At 73.5% G+C, this 16,196-nt stretch carries 13 protein-coding genes; 6 read left to right on the forward strand and 7 right to left on the reverse strand.

The genetic code is table 11. The features are described 5' to 3' along the window. Window positions 1-23: 23 nt before the first annotated feature. The 3 genes from IE178_RS11470 to rsmH all read right to left on the reverse strand — a co-directional run bounded on the left by IE178_RS11470 (window position 24) and on the right by rsmH (window position 3,596). A complete protein-coding gene (locus IE178_RS11470) occupies window positions 24-2,003 on the reverse strand; it encodes a peptidoglycan D,D-transpeptidase FtsI family protein (RefSeq protein WP_438874366.1) in 1,980 nt (659 codons plus the stop codon). Window positions 2,004-2,008: 5 nt separating this feature from the next. Continuing rightward, window positions 2,009-2,545: a cell division protein FtsL gene (ftsL, locus tag IE178_RS11475; RefSeq protein ID WP_193512256.1), complete on the reverse strand. Its 537-nt coding sequence runs from the start codon at window positions 2,543-2,545 to the stop codon at window positions 2,009-2,011. A 94-nt stretch (window positions 2,546-2,639) separates the two neighbouring features. Continuing rightward, the gene (rsmH, locus tag IE178_RS11480) at window positions 2,640-3,596 is read right to left on the reverse strand and encodes a 16S rRNA (cytosine(1402)-N(4))-methyltransferase RsmH (protein ID WP_184763374.1); all 957 of its coding nucleotides are present in this window, start codon (window positions 3,594-3,596) and stop codon (window positions 2,640-2,642) included. 420 nt (window positions 3,597-4,016) lie between these two features. Between rsmH and IE178_RS11485 the strand changes: the two genes are divergently transcribed. From IE178_RS11485 to IE178_RS11500, 4 genes are all read left to right on the forward strand, one after another. Next, complete coding sequence (locus IE178_RS11485) at window positions 4,017-4,565, forward strand: beta-class carbonic anhydrase (protein ID WP_184763373.1); 549 nt, start codon at window positions 4,017-4,019, stop codon at window positions 4,563-4,565. 271 nt (window positions 4,566-4,836) lie between these two features. Continuing rightward, a complete protein-coding gene (locus tag IE178_RS11490) occupies window positions 4,837-5,874 on the forward strand; it encodes an AAA family ATPase (protein WP_184763372.1) in 1,038 nt (345 codons plus the stop codon). Then, complete coding sequence (locus tag IE178_RS11495; protein WP_184763371.1) at window positions 5,874-7,235, forward strand: DUF58 domain-containing protein; 1,362 nt, start codon at window positions 5,874-5,876, stop codon at window positions 7,233-7,235. Before IE178_RS11490 ends, IE178_RS11495 begins: the two co-directional genes overlap by 1 nt. Window positions 7,236-7,282: 47 nt before the next feature. Further along, window positions 7,283-9,622, forward strand: a complete 2,340-nt coding sequence (locus tag IE178_RS11500) for a transglutaminase TgpA family protein (protein ID WP_193512257.1) — start codon at window positions 7,283-7,285, stop codon at window positions 9,620-9,622. Between the two features lie 419 nt (window positions 9,623-10,041). Here the strand turns inward: IE178_RS11500 and IE178_RS11505 are convergent, their stop codons facing one another. From IE178_RS11505 to IE178_RS11515, 3 genes are all read right to left on the reverse strand, one after another. Beyond that, entirely contained in the window at window positions 10,042-10,443 is a 402-nt protein-coding gene (locus tag IE178_RS11505; protein ID WP_184763370.1) for an SCO2097 family morphological protein, read from the reverse strand. Window positions 10,444-10,733: 290 nt separating this feature from the next. Beyond that, on the reverse strand, window positions 10,734-11,504 hold the full coding sequence (locus IE178_RS11510) for a class I SAM-dependent methyltransferase (protein WP_184763369.1): 771 nt from the start codon (window positions 11,502-11,504) through the stop codon (window positions 10,734-10,736). 190 nt (window positions 11,505-11,694) lie between these two features. Further along, window positions 11,695-12,267, reverse strand: a complete 573-nt coding sequence (locus IE178_RS11515) for an SAV_6107 family HEPN domain-containing protein (protein WP_193512158.1) — start codon at window positions 12,265-12,267, stop codon at window positions 11,695-11,697. A 330-nt stretch (window positions 12,268-12,597) separates the two neighbouring features. Here IE178_RS11515 and IE178_RS11520 point away from each other — a divergent pair, with 330 nt between their 5' ends. Both IE178_RS11520 and IE178_RS11525 read left to right on the forward strand, forming a co-directional pair. After that, window positions 12,598-13,227: a TetR/AcrR family transcriptional regulator gene (locus IE178_RS11520; protein WP_184763367.1), complete on the forward strand. Its 630-nt coding sequence runs from the start codon at window positions 12,598-12,600 to the stop codon at window positions 13,225-13,227. 457 nt (window positions 13,228-13,684) lie between these two features. Continuing rightward, the gene (locus IE178_RS11525) at window positions 13,685-15,181 is read left to right on the forward strand and encodes a phytoene desaturase family protein (RefSeq protein WP_193512159.1); all 1,497 of its coding nucleotides are present in this window, start codon (window positions 13,685-13,687) and stop codon (window positions 15,179-15,181) included. A gap of 6 nt (window positions 15,182-15,187) precedes the next feature. Here IE178_RS11525 and IE178_RS11530 read toward each other — a convergent pair whose 3' ends face one another. Then, window positions 15,188-16,141: an SCO2102 family sporulation regulator gene (locus IE178_RS11530; RefSeq protein ID WP_193512160.1), complete on the reverse strand. Its 954-nt coding sequence runs from the start codon at window positions 16,139-16,141 to the stop codon at window positions 15,188-15,190. Window positions 16,142-16,196: the final 55 nt, after the last annotated feature.

The following is a 16,196-nucleotide window of genomic DNA, read 5'->3' on the forward strand; positions in this document are numbered from 1 at the left end:
GGTGGCTCGGTACTCGGTACGGGTCAGGGGGTGAAGGTGACCGGGAGTTTGGCGGGGGCGGCGCCGGTGGGCGGCACCTGGAGGGTCTTCAGGGCGAACTCCATGACCTGCTTGTAGACGGGTCCGCAGATCTGGCCGCCGAAGTAGTTGCCCTCGGTGGCGTTCTGGATGACGCAGTAGACGGTGATCCTGGGCTTGTCGGCGGGTGCGAACCCGGCGAAGGACGAGGTGTAGCCGTGGTACTTGCCGGTGGCCGGATCCACGCGGTTCGCCGTACCGGTCTTCCCCGCGACCCGGTAGCCCGGGATGCGCGCCTTGGTGCCGGTGCCCTCCTCGTCGTCCACGACCGACTCCAGCATCCGGGCGAGCGTCTTCGCCGTCTTCTCGCTGACGACCCGGGTCTTCCCGGGCTCCGGGGCGGGCGTGAAGCGTCCGTCGGGGCCCTTGGAACCGCGCACCAGCGTGGGTTCGATACGGACGCCGCCGTTGGCGATGGTCGAGTACACCGACGCGGCCTGCATGGCGTTGATGGAGACGCCCTGGCCGAAAGGAATCGTGTACTGCTGCGAGGTGGACCAGGTGTCCGGCGGGGCGAGGATGCCCTTGGTCTCGCCGGGGAAGCCCAGCCCGGTGTGGTCGCCCAGGCCGAACTTGCGCAGGTAGTCGTAGAGGACCCGGTTGGCCTGCGCCTGGGTCTTGCCGAGCTGGCCGGTGGCGAGGATGGTGCCGATGTTGCTGGACTTGGCGAGCACGCCGTTCAGCGTGAGGTACCAGGTCGGGTGGTCGATGTCGTCCTTGAAGAGCCGGTCGCCGCGGTGCAGCCGGTTGGGCACGACGACATGGGTCTCGGGGGTGGCGGCGTTCTCCTCCAGGACGGCCGCCATCGAGAGGACCTTGGCGGTGGAGCCGGGCTCGTAGGCGTCCTGGAGGGCGGCGTTGCCGAGCGCCGTGGGATCCGCCTCGGAGAGGTCGTTGGGGTCGAAGCCGGGCGCGTTGGCCATCGCGAGGACCTGGCCGGTGCGGGTGTCCTGGACGATGACGTAGCCGCGGTCGGCCGCGGACTCCTTCACCTGCTTGCCGATGGCGTTCTGCGCGGCCCACTGGATGTCGCGGTCGATGGTGAGCTCGATGTCGCTGCCGGGCACGGCCGGGGTCTCGGTGGAGCCGGCGGTCGGGACGAGACGGCCGCCGGACTGGGCGTAGCGGATCTTGCCGTCCCTGCCGGCGAGCCGCTTGTCCAGCTGGAGCTCGATGCCGCCGCCGCCCTTGCCCTCGGCGTTGACCCAGCCCAGTATCCCGGCGGCGAGCTCGTTGTTGGGGTACACGCGCTTGCTGGTGGGCACGGAGAAGACGCCGGCCAGCACGTTGGCGGTGGACTCGTCGGTCTCCGCCTTCTTCGCGAGCGCGGTCTTCAGGTCCTTGATCTGCTTCCAGACCTGCGGGGTCTGACGGCCGGCCAGCTTGACGTAGCGCAGGGCCTCGTTCTCCGGCCGCAGCTTCTTGACGAGGTCGTCCTGGTCCTCGTCGAGGATCGGGGCGAGGAGGGCGGCGGCCTGCTCGGGGCCGTCGTCGATCTCCAGCTCGTCCGGGGCGAACATCGTGGGGTCGGCGGTGATGTCGTAGGCGTCCTCGCTGGTCGCCAGGGCCACGCCACTCCGGTCGGTGATCTCGCCGCGTTCGGCGGCCAGCACCTGCCCGACGTAGCGGTTCTGCTCGGCCTTGGCGGCGTAGGTGCTCGCGTCGACGGCCTGCACCTGGAAGAGGCGTACGACGAAGGCGAGCAGCACCAGGGTCAGGAGCACGCCGACCAGGCGCAGGCGGGGGCGCGGACTGCCCAGCCGGATGGCCTTCGGAGCCCCGGTCCGGGGCCCCGCGGGCCGGCGGGCCGGTTGGGCGCCGGGTCCCGGGCGCCGTCCGGCACCGGGTCCGGGGCGCCCGGCGCCCGGTCGGACGGGCCTGGCGGGTCCGGGCACCCGGCGGAGGGGCGGTTCCCTGTCGGACACTTCCGTCACCTGCCGGGATTCGATGTCGACGCGGAGGGCGTGGGGTCGGGGATCGGGGTGGCGGCCGCCGGTGCCGAGTCGGAGGCCGGGACCGACGCGGTGGCCAGCGCCTCGGGGGCGAGGACCAGCGGGGCCCGGACGGCGGAGGCGGCGCCGGGGACGCCCTTGACCTTGCCGTCGGGGCCGAGGAAGGCGGGGTCGCCGCCGGGCACCATGCCGAGCTCACGGGCACGGTCCTGGAGGGCGTCGGGGGCGGAGTAGGCGTCGATGTCCCCTTGCAGGGCCTGTTCCTCGTCGGTGAGGTTCTTGGTCTCCCGCTGGAGGTCGTCGAGGTGGAAAGCGCCCTCGCTGAGGGCGGAGTTCAGCACCAGGAGGCCGATCAGGCCGCCGCCGAGGAGCAGGACGACGAGGAGGACGAAGGGGGTGCGCGCCGCCTGGGCGCGTCCGGTGGGCAGCAGGTGCGCGAGCCGGGCCGCCCTGCCCCTCAGCCGGGGTCGCCCCTGCTGCCCCGGTTGCGCCTTCGGCCCGGGCCTCCCCCTCAGTTCGGGTTTCCTACTCACTCATGCTCCCCTGAGTTCGCTGTTCCCACCCGTACGCCCGGCCCGTCGTCACCCGCCCCATGCGCCGTCACGTGCCTCAATCGAGGTCCTCCCGGATCCGCTGGGCGCCGCGCAGCCGCGCGGGGGCCGCGCGCCGGTTCTCGGCGATCTCCTCCTCGGTGGGAAGTTCGGCACCGCGCGTGAGCAGCTTGAGCCGGGGCTGGTGGTGCTCGGGTACGACCGGGAGCCCGGGCGGGGCGGTGGTGGCGGCGCCGGCCGCGAGCACCTGCTTGACGAGGCGGTCCTCGAGGGAGTGGTACGACAGCACGGCGATCCGTCCGCCGACGCCGAGCGCCTTCACCGCCGCCGGGATCGCCCGCTCCAGCACCGAGAGCTCGCCGTTGACCTCGATCCGCAGGGCCTGGAAGGTGCGCTTGGCCGGGTTGCCGCCGGTGCGCTTGGCGGCCTGCGGCAACGCGTCCCGGATCAGCTCGACCAGCCGCGCGCTGTTCGTGAACGGCTCCTTGTCGCGCTCGCGCACGATGGCGGACACGATCCGCTTGGCCTGCTTCTCCTCGCCGTAGGCCCGCAGGATGCGGACGAGTTCGCCGGGCGGGTAGGTGTTGAGGACCTCCGCGGCGCTGATCCCGGTCGTCTGGTCCATCCGCATGTCGAGCGGGGCGTCCTGGGCGTAGGCGAAGCCGCGGCCGGCCTCGTCGAGCTGCATGGAGGACACCCCGAGGTCGAACAGGACGCCCTGCACGCGCGGGACGCCCAGCCGGGCCAGGACGTCGGGGAGCTCGTCGTACACGGCGTGCACCAGGGTGGCCCGCTCACCGAACGGCGCGAGCCGCTCGCCCGAGAGGCGCAGGGCTTCCTTGTCGCGGTCCAGGGCGACGAGCCGCGCCTCGGGGAACCGCTGGAGGAGGGCCTCGCTGTGGCCGCCGAGGCCGAGGGTGCAGTCGACCACCACCGCTCCCGGGTGCTCCAGGGCGGGCGCCAACAGGTCCAGGCACCGCTGGAGCATCACCGGGACGTGTCGACTCTGGCTCAAGTGGCCCTCTCAAATCCGGCACGGCCGTCACGCACCGCCGGGTTCCCGCCCTCCCCCCGGTGAAGGGGCGGCCGTCGCCGGAGGCGTCAGCCGGCCGGCGGCGGGAGGAGGCCGAGCCGTGCGTACGCGCCGCGCACGCGGGGAGTTCCCCGGGTCGTCACCGGGATCTCCGGGGGAAATCAGTGCAGCGGGCGGTGTCGCCTCCCGCTTCGCGTCACTTTAGTCCACGGTGTCGCCCGGTCAATCAACCGGCCTGCGCGTCGCGGCCCGCGCGGCCGGGTCAAGACGTACGGCGGGCGAATCACCCGCGGGAGGGAACTCACACCACCCCTGTGGGTTACCTCACACCAAGGACCGCTGACGTTCTTTGTCCCCTCTCACAACGGGCCTGACGCCCCTGTGACCAGTAACGTCATGGGTATGACGACTTCTGCATCCGTTCCCCCCGGCTCCGGAAACGCCACCGTCACCCACGGCACGGTCACCGACCGTCTGGTCGAGGCCAACGAGCAGTACGCCGCCGCCTTCACCGATCCCGGGATGGACGCCCGTCCCGTACTGCACGTCGCGGTTGTGGCCTGCATGGACGCGCGCCTGGACCTGCACGACGCGCTCGGCCTCTCGCTCGGTGACTGCCACACCATCCGCAACGCGGGCGGCGTCGTCACCGACGACGTGATCCGCTCGCTGACCATCAGCCAGCGGGCCCTGGGCACCCGCAGCGTGGTCCTCATCCACCACACCGGCTGCGGTCTGGAATCCCTCACCGAGGAATTCCGGCACGACCTCGAGATGGAGGTGGGACAGCGTCCGTCCTGGGCCGTGGAGGCCTTCCGGGACGTCGACCAGGACGTACGGCAGTCGATGCAGCGCGTGCGCACCTCCCCGTTCCTGCCGCACACCGACGACGTGCGAGGCTTCGTCTTCGACGTGAAGACGGGCCTGCTGCGCGAGGTCGACCCCGCCTGACCTGACGAGAGTGCTGGCCGCCCGCCCCGGAGACACCTGAACTCCGGGATTCGCAAAGCCCGCAAAGCCTTACATGTCGCCGCCAGTTGTCCACAGGCGAGTGACACGAATCGGTAACGGCGGCAAGAATGCGGGAGTGGTGTCACGCGGAACTTTTCCCGCGTGGCGTCCGTGATTCGGGGTGGGCCGGTCCGCACAGCAAGGCGTCGGCTCGGGACATTTGGGGACCCCGCTCCTCTCCGGAGCGTGGGGAAAGGCCGAGGAGGGCCGGGTGACGACCTATGACGATCGAGCGAGCCTCACTGATCTGACCGCCGTGGTGGAGCGCGTGCGGGGTTCGGTGGAAGGCGTGATCGAGGGGAAGCCCGAGGTCGTACGGCTCTCGCTGACCGTATTGCTGGCCGAGGGACATCTGCTCATCGAGGACGTCCCGGGAGTCGGCAAGACGATGCTGGCCAAGGCACTGGCGCGGTCCATCGACTGCTCGGTGCGGCGGATCCAGTTCACGCCGGACCTGCTGCCCTCGGACATCACCGGTGTGTCCATCTGGGACCAGCAGCGCCGCGACTTCGAGTTCAAGCCGGGCGCCATCTTCGCGCAGGTGGTGATCGGCGACGAGATCAACCGCGCGTCACCGAAGACGCAGTCGGCGCTGCTGGAGTCGATGGAGGAGCGCCAGGTCACCATCGACGGCAAGACCTATGAACTGCCCAGCCCGTTCATGGTCGTCGCGACGCAGAACCCGGTCGAGATGGAAGGCACCTACCCGCTGCCGGAGGCGCAGCGCGACCGTTTCATGGCCCGTGTCTCGGTCGGCTATCCGAGCGCGGAGGCCGAACTGCAGATGCTGGACGTGCACGGCGGCGTCTCCCCGCTGGAGGACCTCCAGCCGGTGGCGCACGCCCATGAGATCCTGAAGCTGATCGAGGCGGTGCGCGGCGTGCACGTGGCCGAGCCGGTGCGCAGGTACGCGGTGGAGCTGGTCTCCGCCACCCGCACGCACCCCGACCTCAGACTCGGTGCCTCCCCGCGCGCGACCCTGCACCTGCTGCGCGCGGCGAAGGCGTCCGCGGCCCTCAGCGGCCGGGAGTACGCGCTGCCGGACGACGTGCAGGCGCTCGCCGTGGCCGTGCTCGCCCACCGCCTGCTGCCCACCGCCCAGGCCCAGCTGAACCGCCGTACCGCGGAGCAGGTGGTGCTGGAGATCCTGCAGCGCACCCCGGTGCCCGCGGCGGCCGCGCAGCAGCCCGGTCTCGGCCTGGGCCGCGGCGGCCAGGGATACGGCCAGCAGCCGCCCCGGAGGCTGTGATGACCACCGCGGGCGCCGTCCACGCGGAGGGCGACAGGGGCGACCGCAGCGGTGTCCGGACGGCCCTGGCGGGACTCACCACCCGCGGGCGCTCCTTCCTGGCCGCCGGGGTGGCGGCCGCGATCTGCGCGTATGTGCTCGGGCAGAGCGATCTGCTGCGGGTCGGGCTGCTGCTGTCGGTGCTGCCGCTGGTGTGCGCGGCCGTGCTCTACCGCACCCGCTACCGGGTCGCCGGCAGCCGTCGGCTGTCGCCCGGGCGGGTGCCCGCCGGCTCCGAGGCGCGGGTGCAGCTGCGGATGGAGAACGTCTCGCGGATGCCGACGGGCCTGCTGATGCTCCAGGACCGGGTGCCGTACGTGCTCGGTCCGCGTCCGCGGTTCGTGCTGGACCGGGTGGAGGCGGGCGGGCGCCGCGAGGTGTCCTACCGGGTCCGCTCCGATCTGCGCGGCCGCTATCCGCTGGGCCCGCTCCAGCTGCGGCTGAGCGATCCGTTCGGGATGTGCGAGCTGACCCGTTCCTTCTCGACGTACGACACGCTGACGGTGATCCCGCGCGTGGAGCCGCTGCCGCCGGTGCGGCTGAGCGGCGAGGCGAAGGGATACGGCGACGGGCGGCAGCGTGCGCTGGCGCTGGCCGGCGAGGACGACGTGATCCCGCGCGGATACCGCTACGGCGACGATCTGCGCCGGGTGCACTGGCGCTCCACCGCGCGCTACGGCGAGCTGATGGTGCGCCGCGAGGAGCAGCCGCAGCGCGCCCGGTGCTCGGTGCTGCTGGACACCCGGGCCGTCGCCTACTCGGGCGCAGGTCCCGACTCGGCGTTCGAGTGGGCGGTGTCGGGGGCGGCCTCCGTGCTGGTGCACATGCTGGAGCGGGGGTTCTCGGTGCGGCTGCTGACCGACACCGGCAGCTCGGTGCCGGGCGAGGGGCCCGACGGGTTCGCGGGCGCGAGCCAGGGGTCGGCGGACGCGGCCGGGCTGATGATGGACACCCTCGCCGTGGTGGACCACTCCGACGAGGCCGGTCTGTCCCGCGCCTACGACGTGCTGCGCGGGGGGAACGAGGGGCTGCTGGTGGCCTTCCTCGGCGACCTCGACGAGGAGCAGGCCGCGGTGCTCGCCCGGATGCGGCAGCGCAGCAAAGGCGCCGTCGCCTTCCTGCTGGACAGTGAGTCCTGGCTGCGGGAACCGGCCGACGTGCCCGGTCCGTCGGACAGGGGCGGGGATCGGCTGCGGATGCTGCGCGAGGCGGGCTGGACGGCCTTGGCGGTGCCGCGGGGCGCTCCGATGGACGAGCTGTGGCGGCAGGCGGACCGGGAGCGCTCGGGCCTGGCCGCTGCGAGCGGTGGGGAGGGACCGTGATCAGCGGGCGGGCGAGGCTGGCACTGTGCGCGTGGGCGGCCACGCTGATGGCGGCGAGCGCCCTGCTTCCGCTGGTCGAGCCGGCGTCCTGGATGCTTCAGGCGGCGCTGCTGCTGGCGGTGCAGTCGGGTGTGGGCGCGGCGGCCCGGCGGGTGCCGCTGGCGCGTCCGGTGACGGTGGGGGCCCAGGTCCTTGTCACCCTGGTGCTGCTGACCCTGGTCTTCGCGCGCGAGCATGCCGTCGCGGGGCTGATACCCGGACCGGACGCCTTCCGTTTCTTCGCCGACCTGCTGGAGCAGGGCGGCGACGACGTCAGCCGGTACGCGATACCCGCGCCGCTGTCCGACGGCATCCGGCTGATGCTGGTCGGCGGTGTCCTGGTGATCGGGCTGCTGGTGGACGCCCTCGCGGTGACCTTCCGCAGCGCGGCCCCGGCCGGGCTTCCGCTGCTGGCCCTGTACTCGGTGGCCGCGGGGCTGGCGGACAACGGGGTCGACTGGCTGTGGTTCCTGCTGGCGGCGGCCGGCTATCTGATGCTGCTGCTCGCCGAGGGACGTGACCGGCTCTCCCAGTGGGGCCGGGTCTTCGGCGGGGCGACCCGCGGACCGGGCGACCGGCCGCCCGGTGCCGTCGCTCCGGTGCGCACCGGCCGGCGGATCGGTGTGGTCGCGCTGGGCATCGCCCTGGTGGTGCCGCTCGGCCTGCCCGCGATGAACGGCGGTCTGCTGGACGCCACCGGCGCGGGCGTCGGCTCGGGCAGCGGCGGGGGCGGCACCATCTCCGCGGTGAACCCTCTGGTGTCGCTGCGCGACTCGCTGAACGTGGACGAGGACCGCCAGGTCATGTCGGTGCGCTCCGAGATGACGGACGTGTCGGACCTGTACCTGCGGATCGTGTCCCTGGACGACTTCGACGGCACCACGTGGAAGCCGTCGAAGCGGTCCATCACCACCGTGCCCGACGGCACGTTCCCGACCCCGCCGGGCCTCGGCCCGGACACCAGGCGCACGGAGGTCGGCACGACGATCTCGACGGCCGACGGGTACGGCCAGGACTGGCTGCCGATGCCGTACCCGCCGAGCGGGGTGAGCATCGGGGGCAACTGGCGCTACGAACCGGTCGGCATGACCCTGGTCGGCGACCACGGGCAGAACACGCGCGGTCTGTCGTACGAGGTGCGCAGCCTCCATGTGCAGCCCACGCCCGAGCAGCTGTCCGACGCGCCGGAGCCGCCGCCCGCCCTGGAGCGCGAGTACACGGAGCTGCCGGACTCCCTGCCGGGCGTGGTGTCCCGGACCGCCCGCGAGGTCACCGAGGGCGCGGACAACCCCTACGAACAGGCGGTCGAGCTCCAGGAGTACTTCACGCTGAACGGCGGCTTCGAGTACGACACCGAGGTGGACGTCGGCAGCGGCTCGCAGGCGATCGCCCGCTTCCTGCGCGACCGGCAGGGCTTCTGTGTGCACTTCTCCTTCGCGATGGCGTCGATGGCCCGTTCGCTGGGGATACCGGCGCGGGTCGCGGTGGGCTTCGCGCCCGGCACCCCGCAGGCGGACGGCACGGTAGCGGTCGGGCTGCGGGACGCGCACGCCTGGCCCGAGCTGTACTTCGAGGGCGTGGGCTGGACCCGCTTCGAGCCGACCCCGACCCGTGGTTCGACGCCGTCGTACACCGTGCCGGACGCCGCCGACAGCACGGTGCCGGACCCGGCCCGGCCGTCCCGGGCCGCGCCCGTGGAGCCGTCGGCCGCGCCCTCGCAGAGCGAGAGCTGCACGGCGCAGGACAAGAAGCTGGAGGCCTGCGCCGACGAGTCGCCGCAGGCGGCCCTGCCCACGGACGGCGACGGGCCGAAGTGGTACGCGCTGCTGGCGTGGGCGCTGGCCGGTCTCGCCGTGCTGGTGCTGCCGCTGTCGCCGATGCTGTGGCGCACGAGGACCCGATCGGTGCGCCTGGGTGCGCACGGCCGCTCGGAGGCGGACGCGGGGTCGTACGCCCTGGCCGTCTGGGACGAGCTGACCGACACGGCGTGGGACTACGGCGTCTCGCCGGACGAGTCGCTGACCCCGCGCGGGGCGGCGGCCAGGATCGTGCGGCTGGGCCGTCTCGACCAGGGTGCGGCGGCGTCGGTGCACCGGGTGGCCGATGCGGTGGAGCAGGTCCTGTACGCGCCGAGGCCGCGGCCGGTGGCGGGTCTGGCGGACGATGTGCGCCGGGTGGTCGCGGGTCTGCGGGCCCCGGCGGGCCGCGGGACGCGACTGCGCGCGGTGTTCGCCCCGCGCTCCACCGTGCGCGTGGTGTGGGCGGTGTCGGCCTGGTGGTCCGGCGTGCGCGAGCGGGTCGTCGCGCTGCGGCCGACCTGGCGGAAGCCGTCGCGGCAGCAGGGCTGACCCCGAGGCGGGACGGCTTCGGCCGTCCCGCCCGGCCATGTGGGGCGGGACGGCGGGCGCGGAGACGTGACGCGAGAACACGGAGACGTGACGCGAGAACACGATCAGCGAGAACACGGTCAGCGAGGACACCCCACCGGTCCTGAGGACACCCCACCGGTCCCGAGGGCACGTCCGGCGGTCCCGAGGGCACGTCCGGCGGGAGACGTCCACCGGGAGACGTCCGGCGGGACGCATCCGGCGGGACGCATCTCCCGGCGACACGTCCCTCGGTGCACACCCGGCGGAGACGCACCCCCCGCAGACACGCCCCGGCGGGAACGCGTCCCTCGACGACATGCGTCAGGGGGTGACCACCGGCTTGGTGGTCACCCCCTGACGCATGTCTTCACGTATCTGCTGGGCCGGGACCCTGTGCGCTAGTGGCCGCCCTGTTCGTCGCGGCGGCGCTGCCAGCGCTGTTCGATACGGTCCATCACGGAACGACGCTGTCTGCCCTGATGGCCCGCCTGCGGCGCACCCGGGGTACCGGCCGCCTGCTCGCCCGGCTTGGGGGCCTTGCGCCAGCCGGTCACCGCGAGTACCGCGCAGCCCAGCATCACGAGGAAGCCCACGACACTCAGCCAGACCTGCTGAGCGACCATACCGGCCATGAGGAGCGCAATACCCACGAGGAAGCCCGCGACCGCCTGGTAGACCCGTCGCCGGGTGTACGTACGCAGCCCGCTTCCCTCGAGCGCCGTCGCGAACTTGGGATCTTCGGCGTACAGCGCTCGCTCCATTTGCTCGAGCATGCGCTGCTCGTGCTCCGAGAGCGGCACGGAGTCCTCCTCATCGTGCAGTCGCCGGGGCGACCCGGGGGGTCCCTTCAGGATAGGCAGGGAATCGCCCCCGTGAAACCCGCCCCTCTGCGCCAATTGGCCAACCGGATCCCGCCATGCGTGTCCCGGTCCGCTGAGGCTTCTCATTCCCCGGCGGCCGACCCGTCATGCCGGGCGGTCTCCTTCGATCATACGGCGCCAAGCCGCCATTCGGGGGGCCTGTGGCGCACTCCATGCGCAGCGGGGACGACGGACGCGCCGCTGATCAGCGGCGCGCCACGCCCGAGCGCTCAGGCCGCGCCGGTCCCCTGCGTCTCACCGAGCACATGGAGTTGGGTGGCCACGGCGTGGAAGGCGGCGAGCTCGGCCGCCGCGGCCTCCAGCTTCAGCAGCGCGTCCAGGGCTCCGGGCTCGGTGTCGACGAGCACACCGGGGACGAGGTCGGCGAAGACGCGCACGCCGTGCACGGCACCGACCCTGAGGCCGGCGCCCTCCACGAGCGCGGTGAGCTGGTCGGCGGTGAAGCGGCGCGGCATGGGGTCGCCCGTGCCCCATCGGCCGTTCGGGTCGTCGAGCGCCTGCTTGGCCTCCGTGAAGTGACCGGCGAGGGCGCGGGCGAGCACCGCACCGCCGAGGCCCGCGGCGAGCAGGCTGAGGACGCCGTCGGGGCGCAGGGCGGCCACCGCGTTGCGGACGCCCTCGGCCGGGTCGTCGACGTACTCCAGGACGCCGTGGCACAGCACGGCGTCGTAGCCGCCGCGCTCGGCCACGTCGAAGAGGCCGTGGGCGTCGCCCTGCACACCCTGGACCCGGTCGGCGACGCCGGCCTCGGCCGCGCGGCGCTCCAGGGCGAACAGCGCGTTGGGGCTGGGGTCGACGACGGTCACCCGGTGGCCGAGCCGGGCGAGGGGCACCGCGAAGTTGCCGCTGCCGCCGCCGGTGTCGAGGACGTCCAGCGCCTGCCGTCCGGTGGCCTCGACCCGGCGTTCCAGGGCGTCCTGGAGGACCTCCCGGACCACGGCGGTACGGAGAGCGGCGCGGGATCGCATCGGGTCCGACACGGCAGTTGACTCCTCGGCGTGGCACCGCCACCTCGGCGGAGCATGCGGGCTCCCTCCCCGGCCGGGTACCGGCCGGGGAGGCGTTCAGGCGCTGCCCACCCTATTGCCTACCCCGCGGCACCCGCCCACCTGCCCGCGCCCCCGTGAGACGGGTGCCGACGGCGGTCCGGCGGCGCGGGGCCCGTGACCGTCAGCCCGCGTCCGGTATGCCCCGGGGATCATGGTGCGGGGCCGGTGCCGGAGGGTGGTCCCCGTCGCCGCGGGGCTGTGGGAGGACCGGCTGGAGAACGAGCATGCGCTCGACCAGCCGGTGGAACATCGCCACGTCCCGTATCAGGTCGTCGGCGTCCCGGGCGGTCGCCGCGCCCTGGATGCCCGCCTCGGCCCGGGCTCGGCGCCGGGCCCCCGAGGCGAACAGCGCGCTCCACTCGGTCAGCTCGGGGGCGATCTCGGGGAGCACTTCCCAGGCGCTGCGGATCCTGGCCCGGGCCCGGGGCGAGGTCTCGGGCCGCCCGCGTGCGGCGAGCACGGCGGCGGCGGTGCGCAGGGCGGCGAGATGGGCCGTCGCGTAGCGCTCGTTGGGTGTGTCGAGGACGGTGGCCTCGTCGAGTCCGGCACGCGCCTGGGCGAGCAGGTCGAGGGCGGCGGGCGGGGCCGCGGCGCGGCGCGGCACGGGGTGGATGTCGCTCGCCGGGCCGTTCAGCGAGGGGGCAGGGCGGGTTGCGCGGTGCCGACGGGCCGCGGCTGCGGACGAGTTGGCCATGACGAACCTCCTGTCGTCTTCGTGACGGCACACTGCGACACGAGGTGCCGTATGCGCACATCGTGAGGTATGGCACTGACAATCCGTTCCGACCTGGGGTTTTGCTTCGATCGGCCATACGGGTTCCTGGTGACGGCGTGCTTCGCGGCGATCGTGCGGTGGCCGCACGCACGCTTCGGAGGGGCCGGCCGGTTCCTCGTCCTGGCGCTGCTGACGCTCCAGCTGACCTCGGCCGGCGGCCCGCCGCCGTCAGGTGTGGACCCTGGACCGGCCGCACCCGGAGCTGAGCCTGTGAACGCACGGACCGGCCTTGCTGTGACAATCGGGGCCATGGAAAGCAGCAGCACCACGCCGGGCGGCAGCGCCCGCCGCGAGGCCACCCGGCAGAGGCTCTACGAGGCGGCCGTCACCCTCATCGCCGAACAGGGCTTCTCCGCCACCACCGTGGACGAGATCGCCGAACGGGCGGGAGTCGCGAAGGGCACGGTCTACTACAACTTCGCGAGCAAGTCGGTCCTCTTCGAGGAGTTGCTGCGGCACGGGGTCGGTCTGCTGACCGCCTCGCTGCGGGAGGCGGCCGAGAAGACGGCCGGGGAGGGCGGCAGCAAGGTCGACGCCCTGGACGCGATGATCCGCGCGGGGCTGGTCTTCATCGACCGCTATCCGGCCTTCACCCAGCTGTACGTGGCCGAGCTGTGGCGCACCAACCGGGCCTGGCAGTCCACGCTGCTGGTGGTGCGGCAGCAGGCCGTGGCGGTGGTCGAGGACGTGCTGCGCGAGGGCGTGGCCGGCGGCGAGTTCAGCGAGGAGATCGACGTCCCGCTGACGGCGGCGGCGCTGGTCGGCATGGTGCTGGTGGCCGCGCTGGACTGGCAGTCCTTCCAGCCGGAGCGCTCCCTGGACGAGGTGCACGCGGCGCTGTCCCGGCTGCTCCAGGGGCGGGTCAGCGGCCGTCCCTGAGCCGGTCGACACCCTCGACGTTTCGAACACCCCGGCGCCTCGGACGTACGAAGGCGCCGGTCCGGGCGGTGGCCGCGTCCCCCGCGGGCCACCGGTCGGACCGGCGCCTTCCTTGCTCCCCCGTACGTCCCCCCACAACCCCCGTTGCGGTCGTCCCCCGGGTTCCCCCGTGCCTCGCTCCCGCCGACAGGTGCGGCGGAAGGAGCGGATCGCGGGCCCGTCCCGTTCCGGCGCCCCGTGTCGCCGGTTCCGGGGGCCGTGCCCCTCTCCGTGGTCTCCACTCTCTCGTTCCCGCAGGTCGGCCCCCATCCGCGCGCGTACTCATCTCGGTGACTAGGTACGGGTACTCAGCCCTGCGCACCCGTGCCCACGCCCGCCGGACGCCGCCTGGTCCCCGGGGCGGGGGCGCGGGTGCTCGGGGACGGGCTTGTCGGTGCCGGCGGATAAAGTCCCTGGCATGGCACGGATTGCGGTGATCGGCGCCGGGATGGGCGCGATGGCGGCCGCCGCCCGGCTGGCCGTCGCGGGCCACCGGGTGGCGGTGTACGAGCGGACGGACACGTACGGCGGTGCGCTGCGCCGTCTGGAGCGGGACGGGTTCTCCTTCGACACCGGACCCGGGCTGCTCCCCCTGCCCGCGGTGTACCGCGATCTGTTCGTGAAGACCGGCCGGGAGCCGCTGGAGGAGTGCGTCGGGCTGGCCCAGGTGGATCCGTCGTCGCACCACGTGTTCGCGGACGGCACGCGCGTGTCGCTGCCCAACGCCTCGCGCGCGGGCGTCGTCTCCGCCCTGGAGGAGACCCTCGGACCGGCCGCCGCCCGGCGCTGGGGGGACTTCCTGGTGCGGGCCCGGGAGGCCTGGGACCGGTCGCGCCGGCCCCTGCTGGAGGAGCCGCTGTGGCCCAACTGGCAGATCCTCGCCGAGCGTGAGCCCTACCCTGCGGTCCCGCACAAGAAGCTGCTGCGCACCCGCGTCGCGGGCACGCTCGCCGAGGTCGGCGCCTGGGAGCTGCGCGACCCCCGGCTGATCGCGCTGCTGGAGAGCCACGCGCTCGCGTACGGCCTCGATCCCCGCGAGGCGCCGGCGAGCGCCGCCGTGCTGCCGTACATGGAGCACGCCTTCGGCACCTGGTACGTGCGGGGCGGCCTGCGGGAGCTGGCGCGGGCGGTGTACGAACGGTGTCTGGCCCGCCGGGTGGAGTTCCACTTCGGTGCCGGGGTCGCCGGGATCGTGGAGAAGGACGGCCGGGCGGCGGGGGTGGAGCTCGCCGACGGCGCGGTGGCGGAGGCGGACTTCGTCGTCGCGGGGGTGGCTCCCGGGGTGCTGGACCGGCTCGGCCGGGGGACGCCGGTGCGCGGTGCGGGCGAGGTTCCGGCACAGCGGAGTGCGGCGAGCCGGGTCACGGTGCTGCTGGCGCTGCGGGGCGGGCGCCCGGAGGGGACCCCGCACCGTACGGTCGTGCACACCGAGGACCGGGAGACGGAGCTTGAGTCGCTGTTCGGACAGCCCGCGGGCCTGCCCGCCCGCCCCACGGTCACGGTCCTGCGGCCGGACGACCCGGCGCTGGTCCCGGACGCCGGCCACGAGGCGGTCACGGTGACGACGGTGGTACCCGAGGGAGGCGGAGGGGCCCCGGACGCGCTCGCCGAGAAGCTGGTCACCGTCGCCGAGCGGGCGATACCCGGCCTGCGCGACCGGCTGCTGTGGCACGAGGTGCGCACCCCGGCCGACATCGCCGCGGAGACCGGTGCGGGGGGCGGCGCGGTGCCGGCGCCGGCCCTGGCGGCGGCGGGCGGGCGGCTGCTGCATCCGTCCAACGGCACCCGGCTGGCGGGGCTGTTCACGGTCGGCGGCTGGTCCCACCCCGGCGGCGGTCTCCCGCACGCCGGTATGTCGGGGGCGCTGGTCGCCGGACTGATCGTGGAGGGACCGGAGTTCCGCGGGTCGCAGTGAGCGCGGTCAGTAGCGGTACTGCTCGTCGTACCCGTTGCCGTTGCCGCCGCCGTTCCCGTGGGTCTGCCCGTCGCCCTGGTACGGGTACGGCTGCTCCGGCGGGAGTTCACCGCCGTACGGGTCCTCGGGGCTGCGCTGCTGCGGGACCCACAGGCCGCCGGCCGGGGTCTCGGCGGCGTAGGTGCCGGCGTACGGGTCCTGGGCGTAGCCCTGCTGGCCGTACTGCTGGGGGTCGGCGTAGCCGGTGTCGTACGAGGTGGCGCCGTAGGTCGGGTTGCCGATGTACGGGTCGGAGTAGGCGGCGTACTGCTGCTGGTCCGTGGCGTCGTAGCCCTGCTGCTGGCCGTAGCCGGAGTAGTCGTAGGCGTGGTTCTGGTCGGCTCCGTGCGCGGCCGCCGCGTACTGGTCCTGGGACGGGGCCGCGTATCCGGGGTCACCGCCGTAGACGCCGTAGGAACCGGTGTCGTCGGGCAGGGGCTGCGGCTCGTAGACGGCGGTGGTGTCGGCGGCCGTCGGCTGGGCGGCGCGCACGGGGGTGAACACGTCGTCGCGGTCGTAGTCGTCGTCCGTGCCGTGGGCGGCCCGGTCGTGCCGGCCGTCGTCCTCGCCACCGTAGCCGCCGGCGGACGCCTCCAGGTCGGAGACCTCCAGGGTCGGTTCCTGGCGCCCGCGGCCGCCGCGGCGGCCCTTGGCTGCGGCCAGCATCGGCGCGTTGACCGCCCAGCCGGACGCGAAGCCGCGGCGGAACGACAGCGTGACGTAGGTCTGGCCGACCGCGAAGGCGGCGGCGCCCAGCCCGATGACGACGACGGACGGGATCAGCACACCGAGCACGACACCGAGGAAGCCGCCGAAGGCGAGCAGCCTCCAGCGCAGCCGTGCCTTGTACTGCAGCAGCACCTCGCCGAGCAACCACAGCGCGACGATGCCGAACGCGATGTAGAGGACCGTCCAGCCCATGTACGCCCCTCTCCCAGTGGTCGCTACGCAGTGTGTCGTATGTGCGTGCGACCGG

Origin of the sequence: Streptomyces griseoloalbus (assembly GCA_014650015.1) — a bacterium.
GTDB lineage: Bacteria > Actinomycetota > Actinomycetes > Streptomycetales > Streptomycetaceae > Streptomyces > Streptomyces griseoloalbus.